The sequence below is a fragment of the Kitasatospora sp. NPDC054939 genome, from assembly GCF_053610105.1.
On record NZ_JBSGXP010000004.1, the window covers coordinates 25,672 to 39,497 of the forward strand.

7 protein-coding genes are annotated in these 13,826 nt (G+C 74.4%); 6 read left to right on the top strand and 1 reads right to left on the bottom strand.

The genetic code is table 11. The features are described 5' to 3' along the window. The first annotated feature begins 397 nt into the window (after positions 1-397). Positions 398-1,834, top strand: coding sequence for a glyceraldehyde-3-phosphate dehydrogenase (locus tag ACWGB8_RS02400; RefSeq protein WP_452209423.1), 1,437 nt, complete (start codon positions 398-400; stop codon positions 1,832-1,834). Between the two features lie 165 nt (positions 1,835-1,999). On the opposite strand, the gene ACWGB8_RS02405 is transcribed toward ACWGB8_RS02400, so the two are convergent. Continuing rightward, the gene (locus ACWGB8_RS02405; RefSeq protein WP_452209425.1) at positions 2,000-2,980 is read right to left on the bottom strand and encodes a LuxR C-terminal-related transcriptional regulator; all 981 of its coding nucleotides are present in this window, start codon (positions 2,978-2,980) and stop codon (positions 2,000-2,002) included. Positions 2,981-3,169: 189 nt separating this feature from the next. Between ACWGB8_RS02405 and ACWGB8_RS02410 the strand changes: the two genes are divergently transcribed. From ACWGB8_RS02410 to ACWGB8_RS02430, 5 genes are all read left to right on the top strand, one after another. Further along, positions 3,170-3,496, top strand: coding sequence for a hypothetical protein (locus ACWGB8_RS02410; RefSeq protein ID WP_452209427.1), 327 nt, complete (start codon positions 3,170-3,172; stop codon positions 3,494-3,496). Between the two features lie 528 nt (positions 3,497-4,024). Beyond that, positions 4,025-4,264 carry an MbtH family protein gene (locus ACWGB8_RS02415; RefSeq protein ID WP_452209429.1) on the top strand — a complete coding sequence of 80 codons (240 nt, stop codon included), beginning with the start codon at positions 4,025-4,027 and terminating at the stop codon, positions 4,262-4,264. Beyond that, positions 4,261-12,165 (top strand): amino acid adenylation domain-containing protein, encoded by a 7,905-nt coding sequence (locus tag ACWGB8_RS02420; protein ID WP_452209431.1) that lies wholly within the window; start codon positions 4,261-4,263, stop codon positions 12,163-12,165. Before ACWGB8_RS02415 ends, ACWGB8_RS02420 begins: the two co-directional genes overlap by 4 nt. A 105-nt stretch (positions 12,166-12,270) precedes the next feature. After that, a complete protein-coding gene (locus ACWGB8_RS02425; RefSeq protein WP_452209433.1) occupies positions 12,271-13,248 on the top strand; it encodes a TauD/TfdA family dioxygenase in 978 nt (325 codons plus the stop codon). Positions 13,249-13,256: 8 nt separating this feature from the next. Beyond that, positions 13,257-13,817 carry a DUF6817 domain-containing protein gene (locus ACWGB8_RS02430; protein WP_452209435.1) on the top strand — a complete coding sequence of 187 codons (561 nt, stop codon included), beginning with the start codon at positions 13,257-13,259 and terminating at the stop codon, positions 13,815-13,817. Positions 13,818-13,826 lie beyond the last annotated feature (9 nt).

Genomic DNA, 13,826 nt, shown 5'->3' on the forward strand with positions numbered 1-13,826 from the left:
CGACGGGCCCTGCGTCGCTGCGGTGGTGATCGCCCCGGCCCGGTCGGTCGCCGAGGGTCGGCGAGCGGTCACCCGGCGCAACCTGGAGGGCTCCCCGGGCGCCGTCGGAACCGTCGCCGCGGCAGCCCGCCGAGCATGATCGACCGGGCCGCCCGCGGCCGCGCCCCCGCCGGGTGGCGGGGGTGGACCCCCGTCCGACGGAGGGGGCGGGCGGGGCGATGTGACGGTGCGTCAGAATCCGGCGCGCCTCGGGGGCGGGCCGGGGGAGGCCCCGCGGGCCGGTCCGGGGGCGGCCGGGGGTGTGACGGGAAACTCGCTGCTCAGGCGGGCCCGCCCGACCGGCCGGGGCGGCGCGAAGCTAGCATGGCAGCAATCGCCTAGCTCGAAAGATGGATCTGTGACTGTCAACGACGACGTGTTCACGAACTGGAAGAACCGCGAGGAGATCGCGGAGTCGATGATTCCGATCATCGGCCGACTGCACCGGGAGAGGGACGTCACCGTCCTGCTGCACAGCCGCTCCCTGGTGAACAAGTCGGTGGTCAGCATCCTCAAGACCCACCGGTTCGCCCGCCAGATAGCCGGCGAGGAGCTCTCGGTCACCGAGACGCTGCCCTTCCTGCAGGCTCTCACCGGGCTGGACCTCGGTCCTTCCCAGATCGACATCGGCATGCTCGCCGCGACCTACCGCGCGGACAGCCGCGGCCTGTCGGTCGAGGACTTCACCGCGGAGGCCGTCGTCGGCGCCACCGGGGCGAACAAGCTGGAGCGCCGCGAGCCGCGCGACGTCGTGCTGTACGGCTTCGGCCGGATCGGCCGCCTGGTCGCGCGCCTGCTGGTCGAGAAGGCGGGCGGCCTGCGGCTGCGCGCCATCGTGGTCCGCCAGGGCGGCGAGCAGGACATCGTGAAGCGCGCCTCGCTGCTGCGCCGCGACTCCATCCACGGCCAGTTCCAGGGCACGATCACCGTCGACGAGGCGACCAGCACGATCGTCGCCAACGGCAACGCGATCAAGGTGATCTACGCGAACGACCCGTCCGAGGTCGACTACACCGCGTACGGCATCGACGACGCGATCCTGATCGACAACACCGGCAAGTGGCGCGACCGCGAGGGCCTGTCCAAGCACCTGCGCCCCGGTGTCGCCAAGGTCGTGCTGACCGCCCCGGGCAAGGGCGACGTCCCGAACATCGTGCACGGCGTCAACCACGACACCGTGAAGCCGGACGAGCAGATCATCTCCTGCGCCTCCTGCACCACCAACGCGATCGTGCCGCCGCTGAAGGCGATGGACGACAAGTACGGTGTGCTGCGCGGTCACGTCGAGACGGTCCACTCGTTCACGAACGACCAGAACCTGCTGGACAACTACCACAAGGCGGACCGCCGCGGCCGTTCGGCACCGCTGAACATGGTGATCACCGAGACCGGTGCCGCCTCGGCCGTCGCGAAGGCGCTGCCCGAGCTCAAGGCGAAGATCACCGGCAGCTCGATCCGCGTCCCCGTGCCGGACGTCTCGATCGCCATCCTGAACCTGCAGCTGGCCTCCGAGACCAGCCGCGAGGACGTCCTCGACTACCTCCGCGACATCTCGCTGACCTCGCCGCTGAAGCGCCAGATCGACTTCACCACGGCGCCCGACGCGGTCTCCAGCGACTTCATCGGCTCGCGCCACGCCTCGATCGTCGACGCCGGCGCGCTCAAGGTCGAGGGCGACAACGCGATCCTCTACCTGTGGTACGACAACGAGTTCGGCTACTCCTGCCAGGTCATCCGGGTCGTCCAGCACGTCTCGGGCGTCGAGTACCCGACGTACCCGGCCCCGGCGGTCTGATCCGCGGGTCCGAGCACGGCTCACGAGGGGCGGTTCGCCCGGCACCGGACGGTGCCGGACGGCCGCCCCTCGGTCGTATGCGCCTCCGGCCGCACGCGCCCGCCCCCCGGCCGTGCGTGCGGCGTCCCTCCGTCGTGCGTCCCGCGGGGCGGGCCCCGGGGGCGGTCAGATCCAGCCCAGGCGGGCGGCCTCCACCCCGGCCTGGAAGCGGCTCTGCGAGTTGAGCCGCTTGAGGAGGTCGGCCATCAGCCGGCGGACGGTGCGGATCGAGACGCCCAGCTTGCGGCCGATGCACTCGTCGGTGAGGCCCTCCTCCAGCATCTTGAGCAGCGCGAGGTCGCGCTCGCTGGGGCCCCCGGCGTCCGGTGCGACGGACTCGCCGAGCGGGGTGGCCCGCTCCCAGACCAGGCAGAACAGGTCGTTGAGGGCCGAGACGACGCTGGTCAGGTGGATCACCAGGGCGCCCTCGCGGCTGCTGTCCTCGTTCACCGGCAGCACCGCGACCGAGCGGTCGCAGATGATCAGCCGCATCGGGAGCGAGGGGGCGGTCCTGGTCTGGCCGCCGTGTTCGCTGAACCAGCTCGCGTAGGCCACCGTCCGCTGGTCCTTGCGCACGCTGTCGAGGTAGACGGTCTGCATCCGGACTCCGCGGCGCAGGCTCTGCTCGTCCAGCGGACGGGAGTACTCCAGGGCCGTGGCGCTCAGGGCGCCGCCCGGCATGAAGGCGCGGACCTCGAAGGCCGCGCGCTGGGACAGCTCCTGGAGCCGGGAGCGCACGGAGTCGACGCTGTCGAGCCGCTCCACGCCCTCGGTGCCGGCCTGGACGCGCAGCGAGGCGTACTCGGAGGCGAGGTTGGCCAGGACCGCGCGGTCGCGGGAGAGCCGGGCGCGGCGCTCGTCGAGTTCGGCCTCGATCCGCTGGAGCAGCGGCCGGAGCCCGACCTCGGGGCTGGCCGGGACGAAGCCCGGCACGTCGGTCGGGGCGTGCAGGAGGGAGAGCTCGGAGAGCCGGTCGAGGGCCGTGCAGACCTCCTCGCCGGTCAGTCCGAGGTGCGCCTCGATGTCCCGGACGTCCCAGCCCGGGTGCAGGAGGAGGGCGCGGTAGACGTCGTGATCACGTTGGGCGAGGCCAACACTTTCCAGCATTTCGTTTCCCCCAAGCCGGCACGCCTTGTCGCATACCTGATCATTGCTTCGTCGCATGGGCTAGTCAACAGATGTCCTCGGAGGCCGGGGAAGGGGGCCGGGACGGGTCGGATGGCCGCTCGGGGACATGTCCGCTGGCGGCCAGGGCGGTACGGGGTGCGGTTCGGAGCGGCCGCCTACAGTGCCCGTGTGTACGCCATCAAGGTCGTTCTGCAGCCGAGGACCGGTGACGGCTCCGCGGGGTGCCGCCCCTGGGGCGAAGCGGCGGAGCGGATCCGCAGCGACCCCCGGTGCGGGATCGCGCACGTCAGTCTGGTCTCGGTGCCCCCGCACCTGGTCGCCATGACCTTCGTGACGGCGGCGGACCTGCTGGCGGCCGAGGAGCTGGCGGGTGAGGCCTGGCGCTCCTGGCTGCGCGGCGAGCGGTTCACCGGCTGGCGGCTGCTGTCCTGCGAGGGCGATCTGCAGCTCGGCGTCTGGGCCGCCAAGCCGTCTATCGTCCCCGATGTCGATTGAGAGGCCCTGGCAAGCACATGGACTCCTCGGACGGGCACGGAGTTTGTCTGTCCGTCAGATGATGCCGGAAGCCGCATGGCCTTTGCAGGACATGGCCTCCAGATGCCATCGAAACGCCTGGCCCCCGCCAAGCCGAGGCCTCAGGATCGAACGGGTGAGCTGAGCCCCCGCCCCGATCCGGGCCCGCGGGCGGCACGCTCCCTCCTCTTCCCCGGAGCCGAGCAGTTCCGCACCTCCGCACCTCCGCACTGTCGCACCTCCGCACTTTCGCACCTTCGCAGTTCCGTACCTCCGCAGTTCCGTCCTGCCGTACTTCCGCATGTGCGCGCCCGGGCCGCACCGTCCCCACGAGGTAGAGATGAACCGATGTACGAGCGCCTGTCAGGTCCGTCCGGTCGCCGGCGGCATCCCCGAGGAGCCCGACAACTGGGCCTGGGACTGACCGCCTACCCCGCGGCCCGCAGCGGGCCCCACCACGGCCGGCCCGGGCGCCGGACCTCCCACCAACCTCAGGCGAAGTGAGACGCGATGTCGAATCAGCTGGACAACCCCCATGGCAGTTTCCACGTCGTCGTGAACGGCGAGGGCCAGTACTCGATCTGGCCCGAGTTCGCGGACGTCCCGGCGGGATGGACGGTGTGCCACGGTGCGGCCGACCGCACCTCCTGCCTGGAGTACATCAGCGCCACCTGGACCGACATGCGTCCGCTGAGCCTGGTGGAACACATGGCGCAGGACTGTCCGCCCGTCCAGGGACCCGGACGATGACCCCCGGCCGCGCGGACGCCACCGCCCCCGCCGCCCCGGACACCGGCGCCGCCGCGCCCGACGCCGCGCCGCGTTCCGCCCGCGACCGGGTGGACTCGATGTCCGACGCCAAGCGGGCGCTGCTCGCCCGCCGGATGGCCGGGCGGCGCGCCGCCGCCTCCGACGCCGTCGTCCCGGTGCCGCGCACCGGGGACCCGGCCGTCTCCGCCGCCCAGCGGCGCCTGTGGTTCATGGACCAGCTCAGCCCCGGCGGCTCGGTCTACAACGTCCCGGTGGCGCTGCGCCTGGAGGGCCCGCTGCGGGCCGGGGCGCTGGAGCGCGCGCTGGGCGAGGTCACCGGCCGGCACGAGGCGCTGCGCACCTGCCTGCCGACGGTCGGGGACGGCCCGGTGCAGCGGATCCTGCCCGCGGTGGGGCTCGACCTCGCGCCGGTGGACGTCCCGGGCGGCGCCGCCGCGCTGCAGGAGGCCCTGGTCGCCGAGGCCTCCCGGCCGTTCTCGCTGGAGCACGGGCCGCTGCTGCGCACCCGGCTGCTGCGCTGCGGCCCCGAGGACCACGTGCTGCTGCTGGTCGTCCACCACAGCGTCTGCGACGGCTGGTCGATGAGCATCGTGATCGACGAACTGCTCGCGCTGTACGCGGCCGGCGTGGCCGGTACGGACGGTGCCGCGGCGGTGCTCCCGCCGCAGCCGCTGCAGTACGCCGACTACGCCGCCTGGGAGGCCCGGCCGGAGCGGGCGGCGCAGCTCGACGCGGGCCTGGCGTACTGGCGCGCGGCGCTGGACGGCGCCGTTCCGGTGATCGAGCTGCCCTTCGACCGGCCGCGGCCGGCCGTGCAGAGCTTCCGCGGCGCCCGCCACCGGTTCGCGCTGCCCGCCGCCGTCTGGCCGCGGGTGAAGGAGCTGGCCGCCGAGGAGCGGGCGACGCCGTTCATGGTGCTGCTGGCCGGATTCGCGGCGCTGCTGTCGCGCTACTCCTCGCACCACGAGGTCGCGCTGGTGACGCCGGTGGCGAACCGGCCGCGCGTCGAACTGGAGTCCGTGGTCGGCTTCTTCGCCAACTCGCTGGCGCTGCGGGTGGACACCTCCGGCGCCCCGACCTTCCGCGAGCTGGTCGGCCACGCCCGCGACCTGGCGCAGGAGGGCCTGGCGCACAGCGAGGTGCCGTTCGACCGGGTGGTGGAGGCCGTCGACCCCTCCCGCGACCTGAGCCACGCGCCGCTCGCCCAGGTGCTGTTCGCGCTGGTCGAGGACCCGGCGCTGGAGCTGGAGCGGGGCGGTCTGCGGGTCACCGCGGTGGAGCACCACACCGCGACCGCCAAGTACGACCTGAGCCTGGAGGTCTGGCCCGGCGCCGACGACGTCCTGCAGGGCGTGTTCGAGTACGCGACCGACCTCTTCGACGCGGCGACGGTGGCCCGGATCGGCGAGCACCTCGGCATCCTGCTGACCGCCCTCGCGCAGGACCCGGACACCCGGATCGGGCGCGCCCCGCTGCTCTCCGCACAGGAGCTGCGCGAGCTGGTGGTCGACGCCAACCGTACCGAGGACCCGCTCTGCGGCGACCGGCGGGCCCACGAGCTGTTCGCGGAGCAGGCGGCCCGCACCCCCGGCGCGACCGCGCTGGTCTCCGGCGGGCGGACCCTCACCTTCGCCGAACTGGACGGCCTCGCCGACCGGTTGGCCCGCCGCCTGCGCCGCGGGGGTGTCGGCCCGGAGACCCGGGTCGCCCTGCTGCTGCCGCGCGGTGTCGAGCTGGTGGTCGCGGTGCTGGCGGTGCTGAAGGCGGGCGGCGCCTACGTGCCGCTGGACACCGGCGACCCGGCCGAGCGGATCGCCTACATGCTGGGCGACGCCGACGTGCGGATCGTGCTCACCGACCGCGGGCACGCCGCGGGGCTGCCGTCCGGCGGGGCCCCGGTGCTCGCCGTCGAGGACGCCCTGACCGGGGAGGAGGACGCCGCCGGCGAGGACGTGCAGGCGTCCCGCCCCCACCCGGAGGGTGCCGCGTACATCATCTACACCTCGGGCTCGACCGGCCGCCCCAAGGGCGTCGTGGTCACCCACCGCGGCCTCACCAACTACCTGGCCTGGAGCACCGGTGCCTACCGGGCGGCCGAGGGCGGCGGCGCGCCGCTGGTCTCGCCGCTGCGCTTCGACCTGTCGGTGACCACGCTCTTCTGCCCGCTGCTGGCCGGCCGCCCGGTGGTGCTGGTGCCGGAGGGCCGGGAGCTGGACATGCTGGCCGCGACCCTCGGCCGCGACCTCGACTTCGGCCTGGTCAAGCTGACGCCCGCGCACCTGGAGGCGCTCGACAAGGCGGTGCCGCCGGCGCGGATCCGGGCGGACGGCTGCCTGGTGGTCGGCGGCGAGTCGCTGCACGGCTCCACCGTCGCGGCCTGGCGCGAGCGCGCCCCCGGCCTGCGGGTGGTCAACGAGTACGGGCCGACCGAGGCCGTGGTGGGCTGCTGCGTCCACGAGGTGGGCGAGGGCACCGACCTGTCCGGCACCGTGCCGATCGGCCGGCCGATCGCCAACACCCGCCTCTACGTGCTGGACGAGCACCTGGCGCCGGTGGCCCGCGGCGCGGTCGGCGAGCTGTACATCGGCGGCGCGGGCGTGGCCCGCGGCTACTGGAACCGTCCCGACCTCACCGCCGAGCGCTTCGTCCCGGACCCGTTCGCCCCCGAGCCCGGCGGGCGCCTGTACCGCACCGGCGACCTGGTCCGGATGCGTCCGGACGGCGAACTGGAGTGCCTGGGCCGGGTCGACAGCCAGGTCAAGGTGCGCGGCTACCGGGTCGAGCTGGAGGAGATCGAGGCCGCGCTGACCCGCCTCCCGGCGGTCCGCGCGGCCGTGGTGCTGCTCCGCGAGGACACCCCCGGCGAGCGCCGGCTCACCGCGTACACCACCGCGGGCACCGCGGGCGCCGCCCCCGCGGAGGAGGAGCTGCGCGCGGCGCTCCGGGCCGACCTGCCCGAGTACATGGTGCCGGACCACTTCGTGGCGCTGGAGGCGCTGCCGCTCGCGCCGAGCGGCAAGGTCGACCGCAAGGCGCTGCCGAAGCCCGAGGCCGGTACCGCCGCCGTGGCCGCCGACCTGCCCGTGACCCCGCTGGAGCGGGCCATCGCCGCCGTCTGGGCCGACGTCCTCGGCCTGTCCGAGATCTCCCGGGACGCCAACTTCCTCGCGCTGGGCGGGCATTCGCTGCTCGGCGTGCAGGCGATGGCCCGGCTGCGGAAGGCCCTGGACATCGACCTGCCGCTGTCGGTGTTCCTGGAGGCGCAGTCCCTGGCCGACCTGGCGGAGCGGATCGAGGCGCTCGGCGGCCGGGCTCCGCGTCCGGGGATCACCGTGGCCGAGCGCACCGGGCCGATCCCGCTGTCGTACGCGCAGGGGCGGCTCTGGTTCCTCGACCGGCTGGCCGAGGGCAGTGCCTTCTACAACGTGCCGATCGCGCTGCGCTTCGACGGCGCGTTCCGCCCGGCCGCGTTCCGGGCGGCGTTCGCCGCGCTGTGGGAGCGGCACGAGGGGCTGCGGGCGCACTTCCCGTCGCAGGACGGCGAGCCGGTGCAGGAGTTCCGGCCGGTCGGCGAGGCGCCGTTCGAGGAGATCGACCTCGCGGGGTCGGCGGACGCCGCCGCCCGGCTGGACGCGCTCGTCCAGGACGAGGCCGCCCGGCCGTTCGACCTGGCCCGCGGCCCGCTGCTGCGCGGCCGGCTGGTCCGGCTGGCGCCCGAGGCGCACGCCGCGCTGGTGACCCTGCACCACAGCGTCTCCGACGGCTGGTCGGTCGCCATCCTGCTGGACGAACTCATGGCCCTGTACCGGGCGTTCGCGGCCGACCTGCCCTCGCCGCTGGCACCGCTCGCGCACACCTACGTCGACTACACGCTCTGGCAGCGCTCCTGGCTGGACGGGCCGACCCTGGACGAGCAACTCGGCTACTGGAAGCGGCAGCTGACCGGTGCGGCGACCCTGGAGCTGCCCACCGACCGGCCGCGGCCGGCCGTGCAGAGCTTCCGCGGCGCCCGGCACGAGGTGCAGTGGTCGCGCGGGCTGTCCGACGCGGTCGCGGCGCTGGCCCGTCGCGAGGGCGTCTCGCTGTTCACGGCGCTGCTGGCCGGCTTCGACGTCCTGCTGGCCCGCTCCAGTGGGCAGCGCGACATCACCGTCGGCACGCCGGTCGCCAACCGGACGCTCACCGAACTGGAGCCCGTCGTCGGGTTCTTCGCCAACACCCTGGCGCTGCGCGTCGACCTGGCGGGCGACCCGACCTTCGGCGAGCTGCTCGGCCGGGTCCGGGAGAGCACGAACGGCGCCTTCGCCCACCAGGACGTCCCCTTCGACATGGTCGTCGACGCGGTCGCCCCGCGGCGCAGCCTCAGCCACTCGCCGCTGTTCCAGGTGCGCTTCGCCCTGCAGAACATGCCGGGCGGGCTGCCCGACCCCGGTGCGGGGCTGACCCTCACCGAGATCGAGAGCGAGCAGGTCTCGGCCCGCTTCGACCTCGTCGTCGACCTCTGGGAGACCGAGCAGGGCCTCCAGGGGCACGCCGAGTACAGCACCGACCTGTTCGACGCGCCGACCGTCGCCCGGCTGATGGACCGCTTCGAGGCCCTCCTCGCACGCCTGGTCGCCGACCCGGCGCAGCGGGTCTTCGACGTGGAGGTGCTGCTGCCCGCCGAGGCCGCCGAACTGGACGCGCTGGCCGGTGCCGAACCGGACGCGCCGGCCGGCGCCGACCTCCCGGCGGACGGCGACGACCGCACCTTCCTGGAGCGCTTCCGGACCCACGCCCGGCGCGACCCCGCGGCCCCCGCGGTGACCTGCGGCACCCGCACCCTCGGGTACGGGGAGCTGGCCGCCCGGGCGGACGCGCTGGCCGGGGTGCTCCGGGCCCGCGGCGCCGGCGCCGAGTCGCTGGTCGCGGTGCACCTGGAGCGCGGAACGGACCTGGTGGTGGCCGTCCTGGCGGTGCTGGCCTCCGGGGCCGGGTACCTGCCGCTGGACCCCGACTACCCGGCGGAGCGGCTGGCCGCGGTGGTCGCGGACGCCCGGCCCGCCCTGCTGCTGACCTCCCGCGCGCTGGCCCCTTCGGTGCCCGCCGGGCCGCAGCCGGTGCTGGTGCTGGAGGACGCGGAGGCCGGGGCGCCCGCCGCCGCCGGGCCCGGCCCGGTCGCCCTCCCGCCGGACCGGCCCGCCTACGTGGTCTTCACCTCCGGCACCGCGGGCCGGCCGAAGGGCGTGGTGCTGACCCACCGCGGCCTGGACGCCTACGTCCGGGCGCTGCCGCGGGCGCTGGAGCTGCCCGAGCGGCCGGTGTTCCTGCACACCGCCTCGTTCGCCTTCTCGTCCTCGGTGCGCCAACTGGCCGTGCCGCTGGCGCTCGGCGGCCGGGTGGTCGTGGCGACCCGCGGGCAGCTGGCCGCCCCGGAGGAACTGCTGGCGTACGCGGCCGGCCACGGCGTGGACGTCCTGGACCTCGTCCCCTCGTACCTGCGGGTGGTCCAGCCGGCGCTGGCCCGCGGGAAGTGGCGTCCCGCGGTGCTGCTCACCGCCAGCGAGCCGCTGCCGGCCGACCTGCCGGAGGCCCTGCGCGGCGCCCCGGGCGACGCGCCGCGGCTGGTCAACATGTACGGCCAGACCGAGACCACCGGCATCGTGGCGCTCGCCCCGGTGGGCGCCGGACGCGAGGGCCGCGGCGCGGTCGTCCCGCTCGGCCGGCCCGTCCCCGGCACCCGGATCCACGTGGTGGACGGGCAGCTGCGCCGGGTGCCGCCCGGCCACCCCGGCGAACTCGTGGTCGGCGGCCCGGGCCTGGCCCGCGGCTACCTGGGCGATCCGGCGCTCACCGCCGAGCGCTTCGTCCCGGACCCGTACGGACCGGCGGGCAGCCGGCTGTACCGCACCGGCGACCGGGGGCGCTTCCTGCCGAGCGGCCGGATCGAGTTCCTCGGCCGGATCGGCGACCAGGCGAAGATCCGCGGGCACCGGGTGGAGCCCGACGAGGTGGCCGCGGTGCTGTCGGCGCTGGACGGGGTGCGCGAGTGCGCCGTGCTCTGCGTCGAGGACGGCGCGGACGAACGTCGGCTGGCCGCCTTCGCGGCGCTCCACCCCGGCAGCGGTGTCACGGCGGCGGGGCTGCGCGCCGCCCTCAAGGAGAAGCTGCCCGACTACATGCTCCCCACCCTCGTGACGGTCGGCGCCCTGCCGCGCCTGCCCAACGGCAAGGTCGACCGCGCCGCACTGCTCGCAATGGAGGCGACACCTGTGCAGACCCGGACCGAACGGCGGGCCGAGGCGCCCCGCGCCGGCTCCGACGACCCCGACTACCTGGACCGGGTGGTGGAACTCGTCGCCATCTGGAAGGACGTGCTGAGGCTGCGGAAGGTCGGCACCCACGACGACTTCTTCGAGCTGGGCGGTGATTCGCTGCACGCGATCCGGGTGGTGGACCGGGCCCGCAAGGCCGGTATCGCGATCACCCCGGCGCAGTTCATCGCCAACCCGACGATCGCCGGTCTGGCCGCCGTCGCCACCGAGCTCGTCGGGGACGGCGCCCGGGTCGACGAGGGCGGCGCGGTACCGCAGGTGCCCTCGCACCGGGCTTTCCAGGAGCGGGACTTCGCCGACAAGCCGCTCTACACCCACATCTTCATGTTCGAGACGCTCCGGCACCTCGACCCGGAGCTGCTGGAGCGGGCGGTGCAGGCCGTGGTCGCGCACCACGACGCGCTGCGGATCACCTTCCCGCGGGAGCAGGGCGCGTACCGGGTGAAGGTCCACGAGCGCTTCGAGCAGCCGCTGTTCACCGCGGTCGACCTCTCGGCGCTCGACCCGGACGACCAGGAGGCGGCGTTCCGCCGGCTGGACGGCGCGCTGCACCGCAAGCTGGACTTCGAGCACGGGCCGCTGGTCCACTTCGGCCTGGTGCGCTTCGGCGGCGACCGGCCCGACCGGTTCATCGCGATCGTCCACCACCAGCTGATGGACAACAGCTCCTGGAGCGTCCTGGTCGAGGACCTGCAGACCGCCTACCTGGCGCTCGCCGACGGCCGCGAACCGCAACTGCCGCCGCTCACCTCGACCTTCGCCCAGTGGGCGCGCAACCTGGACACCCTGGCCCGCTCCGCCGAACTGGACGCGGACGCCGCGTACTGGACGGAGCTGGCCCGGCGGCCGGTCCCGCAGTGGCCGCTGGACCACCGGGGCGGTACGGACTGCATGTCCTCCGAGGACGCGGTGCTGGTCGCACTGAGCGGCGAGGACACCGCGGCGCTGCGCCGGCTGATCCGCCGCGCGTACGGGCTGACCCTCAACGACCTGCTGCTGGCGGCCGTGCTGAAGGGCTTCGCCGAGTGGTCCGGCCAGCGCTCGGTGATCGTCGACCTGGTCTCCCGGGGCCGCGAACTCGGCGGCGACGACCTCGACCTGTCGCGCGCCATCGGCCGCTTCTCGATGACCTCGCCGCGGTTGCTCGACCTGCCCGCGGCCCCCGGGGCGCGGGCGCTGCTCGACTCGGTCGCCGAACAGCTGCGGGCCGTGCCCCGCAACGGCCTCGGCTTCGGCCTGCTGCGCTACCTCGGCGCCCGGCCGGAGGTCGCGCAGGCGCTCGCCCCGCTCGGCAAGCCGCACATCCTGGTCAACAACTGGGGCGAGATCGGCAGCTTCACCGACGAGTCGCCGCTGCTCGGCGCCCCGATCGAGGACGCCTGGCCGATGCCGCGGCTGGAGCGGATGCACCGCCTGATGGTGGACGGCCGGCTGTTCGACGGTGCGCTGCGGCTCGGCTTCCGCTACAGCCGCAACCTCAACGACCGGGAGAGCATCGCCCGGCTCGCCGCCCTCACCGAGGACGCCCTGCGCGCGATGGCCGCCGAGGCCGACGCCGGCGCCTGAGCCCGCGCGGCCCCGGGCACCGGGGCACCGCCGCCCCGGGCCGGGCCCGACACCCGGCCCGGAGCGGCCCCCGATCCGACCACACCCACAGAACGGACCGACGGCATGAGCGACAACGTGAAGGAATCCCTGGTCTTCCCCGCGCACGACCGGGTGGCCCTGTTCGAGGCGGCCGAGCCCGGCCTCGACCCGGTCGCCTGGGCCGAGCGGCACCGCGACCTGCTGGACGCGCGGGTCACCTCGGCCGGCGCCTGCCTGCTGCGCGGCTTCGACGTGCCGGACGAGACGGTGTTCTCCCGCTTCGTCCGGGTCTTCGGCGAGGAGCTCAACGAGTACACCTACCGCTCCACGCCGCGCACCAAGGTCGGCGACGTCTACACCTCCACCGAGTACCCGGCCGGCGAGGTCATCCCGCAGCACAACGAGATGGCGTACACCAGCACCTGGCCCGAGCGGCTCTGGTTCTGGTCGGCGATCGCCGCGACCGCGGGCGGCGAGACCCCGCTCGCCGACAGCCACGCCGTCTACCGGGCGATCCCCGCCGAGGTGCGCGAGCGCTTCGAGCGGCACGGCGTGCGCTACGTCCGCAACTACCGCACCGGACTGGGCGTGTCCTGGCAGGACACCTTCCCCGGGATGGACCGCGCGGCCATCGAGCGGTTCTGCGCCGAGCGCGACATCACCGTGGAGTGGCTGGAGGGCGGCAGCTCGCTGCGCACCACCGAGACCTGCCAGGCCGTCACCACCCACCCGCGCACCGGCCAGGTGCTGTGGATGAACCAGGCCCACCTCTTCCACGTCTCCAACCTGAACGAGGCGACCCGGCTCGCGCTGCTGGAGCTGATGGCGGAGGAGGACCTGCCGCGCAACGCCTACTACGGCGACGGCAGCCCGATCCCGGACGCCGACCTGGCCGCCGTCCGCGCCGCGTACGACGCGCACACCCTCGCCTTCCCCTGGCAGCCCGGCGACCTGCTGATGATCGACAACCTGACGCTCTCGCACGGGCGCAAGAGCTTCGAGGGCCCGCGCAAGGTGCTCGTCGCGATGACCGGCTCGCTCTCCAGCCGCACCGCGGCGTGAGGCCCGCCGTGACCGCCACCGCGACCTTCGAGGCGAAGACCGCCTTCCTCCGCCGGCACGGCGCCGACGGCCTCGCGCACTCCGACGCCGACCTGCTGGCCCACCTGGAGGGCGTCCACGACCTGCTGCGCGCCTGGGGCTCCGGCCCCGCGCTGTGCGACGCCGGGCTGTTCCACTCCGCCTACGGCACCGAGATCTTCCCCACCGGCGCGGTGCCCACCGAACTGCGGCCCGCGGTGCGCGAGCTCATCGGGGAGGAGGCCGAGACGCTCGTCCACCTCTTCGGGACCGTCACCCGCAGCAGCATCTTCGACGCCGCCTTCGAGGGCGCGCCGTTCCTGCTGGAGACCCGCACCGGCGGGCAGGTCGGCGTCACCGCCGCCCAGTACGCCGACCTGGCGGCGCTCACCGTCGCCAACTGGCTCGAACAGCGCCCCCGCTTCCCGGAGGACAAGCGGCGCAGCCGGGCGCGCGAGTTCGACACCATGCGCCACTTCCTGCCCACCACCCCCCGGCAGGCGCTGGAAGAGGCCTACGGCTTCGCCCCGCTGCACCGACCGACGACCTGAAACGAGACG

What these genes read in the sequence shown, in the direction of transcription:
- ACWGB8_RS02415 (WP_452209429.1), top strand. Translation starts at nt 4,025, where the DNA reads ATGTCGAATCAGCTGGACAACCCCCATGGCAGTTTCCACGTCGTCGTG.
- ACWGB8_RS02425 (WP_452209433.1), top strand. Translation starts at nt 12,271, where the DNA reads ATGAGCGACAACGTGAAGGAATCCCTGGTCTTCCCCGCGCACGACCGG.
- ACWGB8_RS02405 (WP_452209425.1), bottom strand. Translation starts at nt 2,980, where the DNA reads ATGCTGGAAAGTGTTGGCCTCGCCCAACGTGATCACGACGTCTACCGC.
- ACWGB8_RS02420 (WP_452209431.1), top strand. Translation starts at nt 4,261, where the DNA reads ATGACCCCCGGCCGCGCGGACGCCACCGCCCCCGCCGCCCCGGACACC.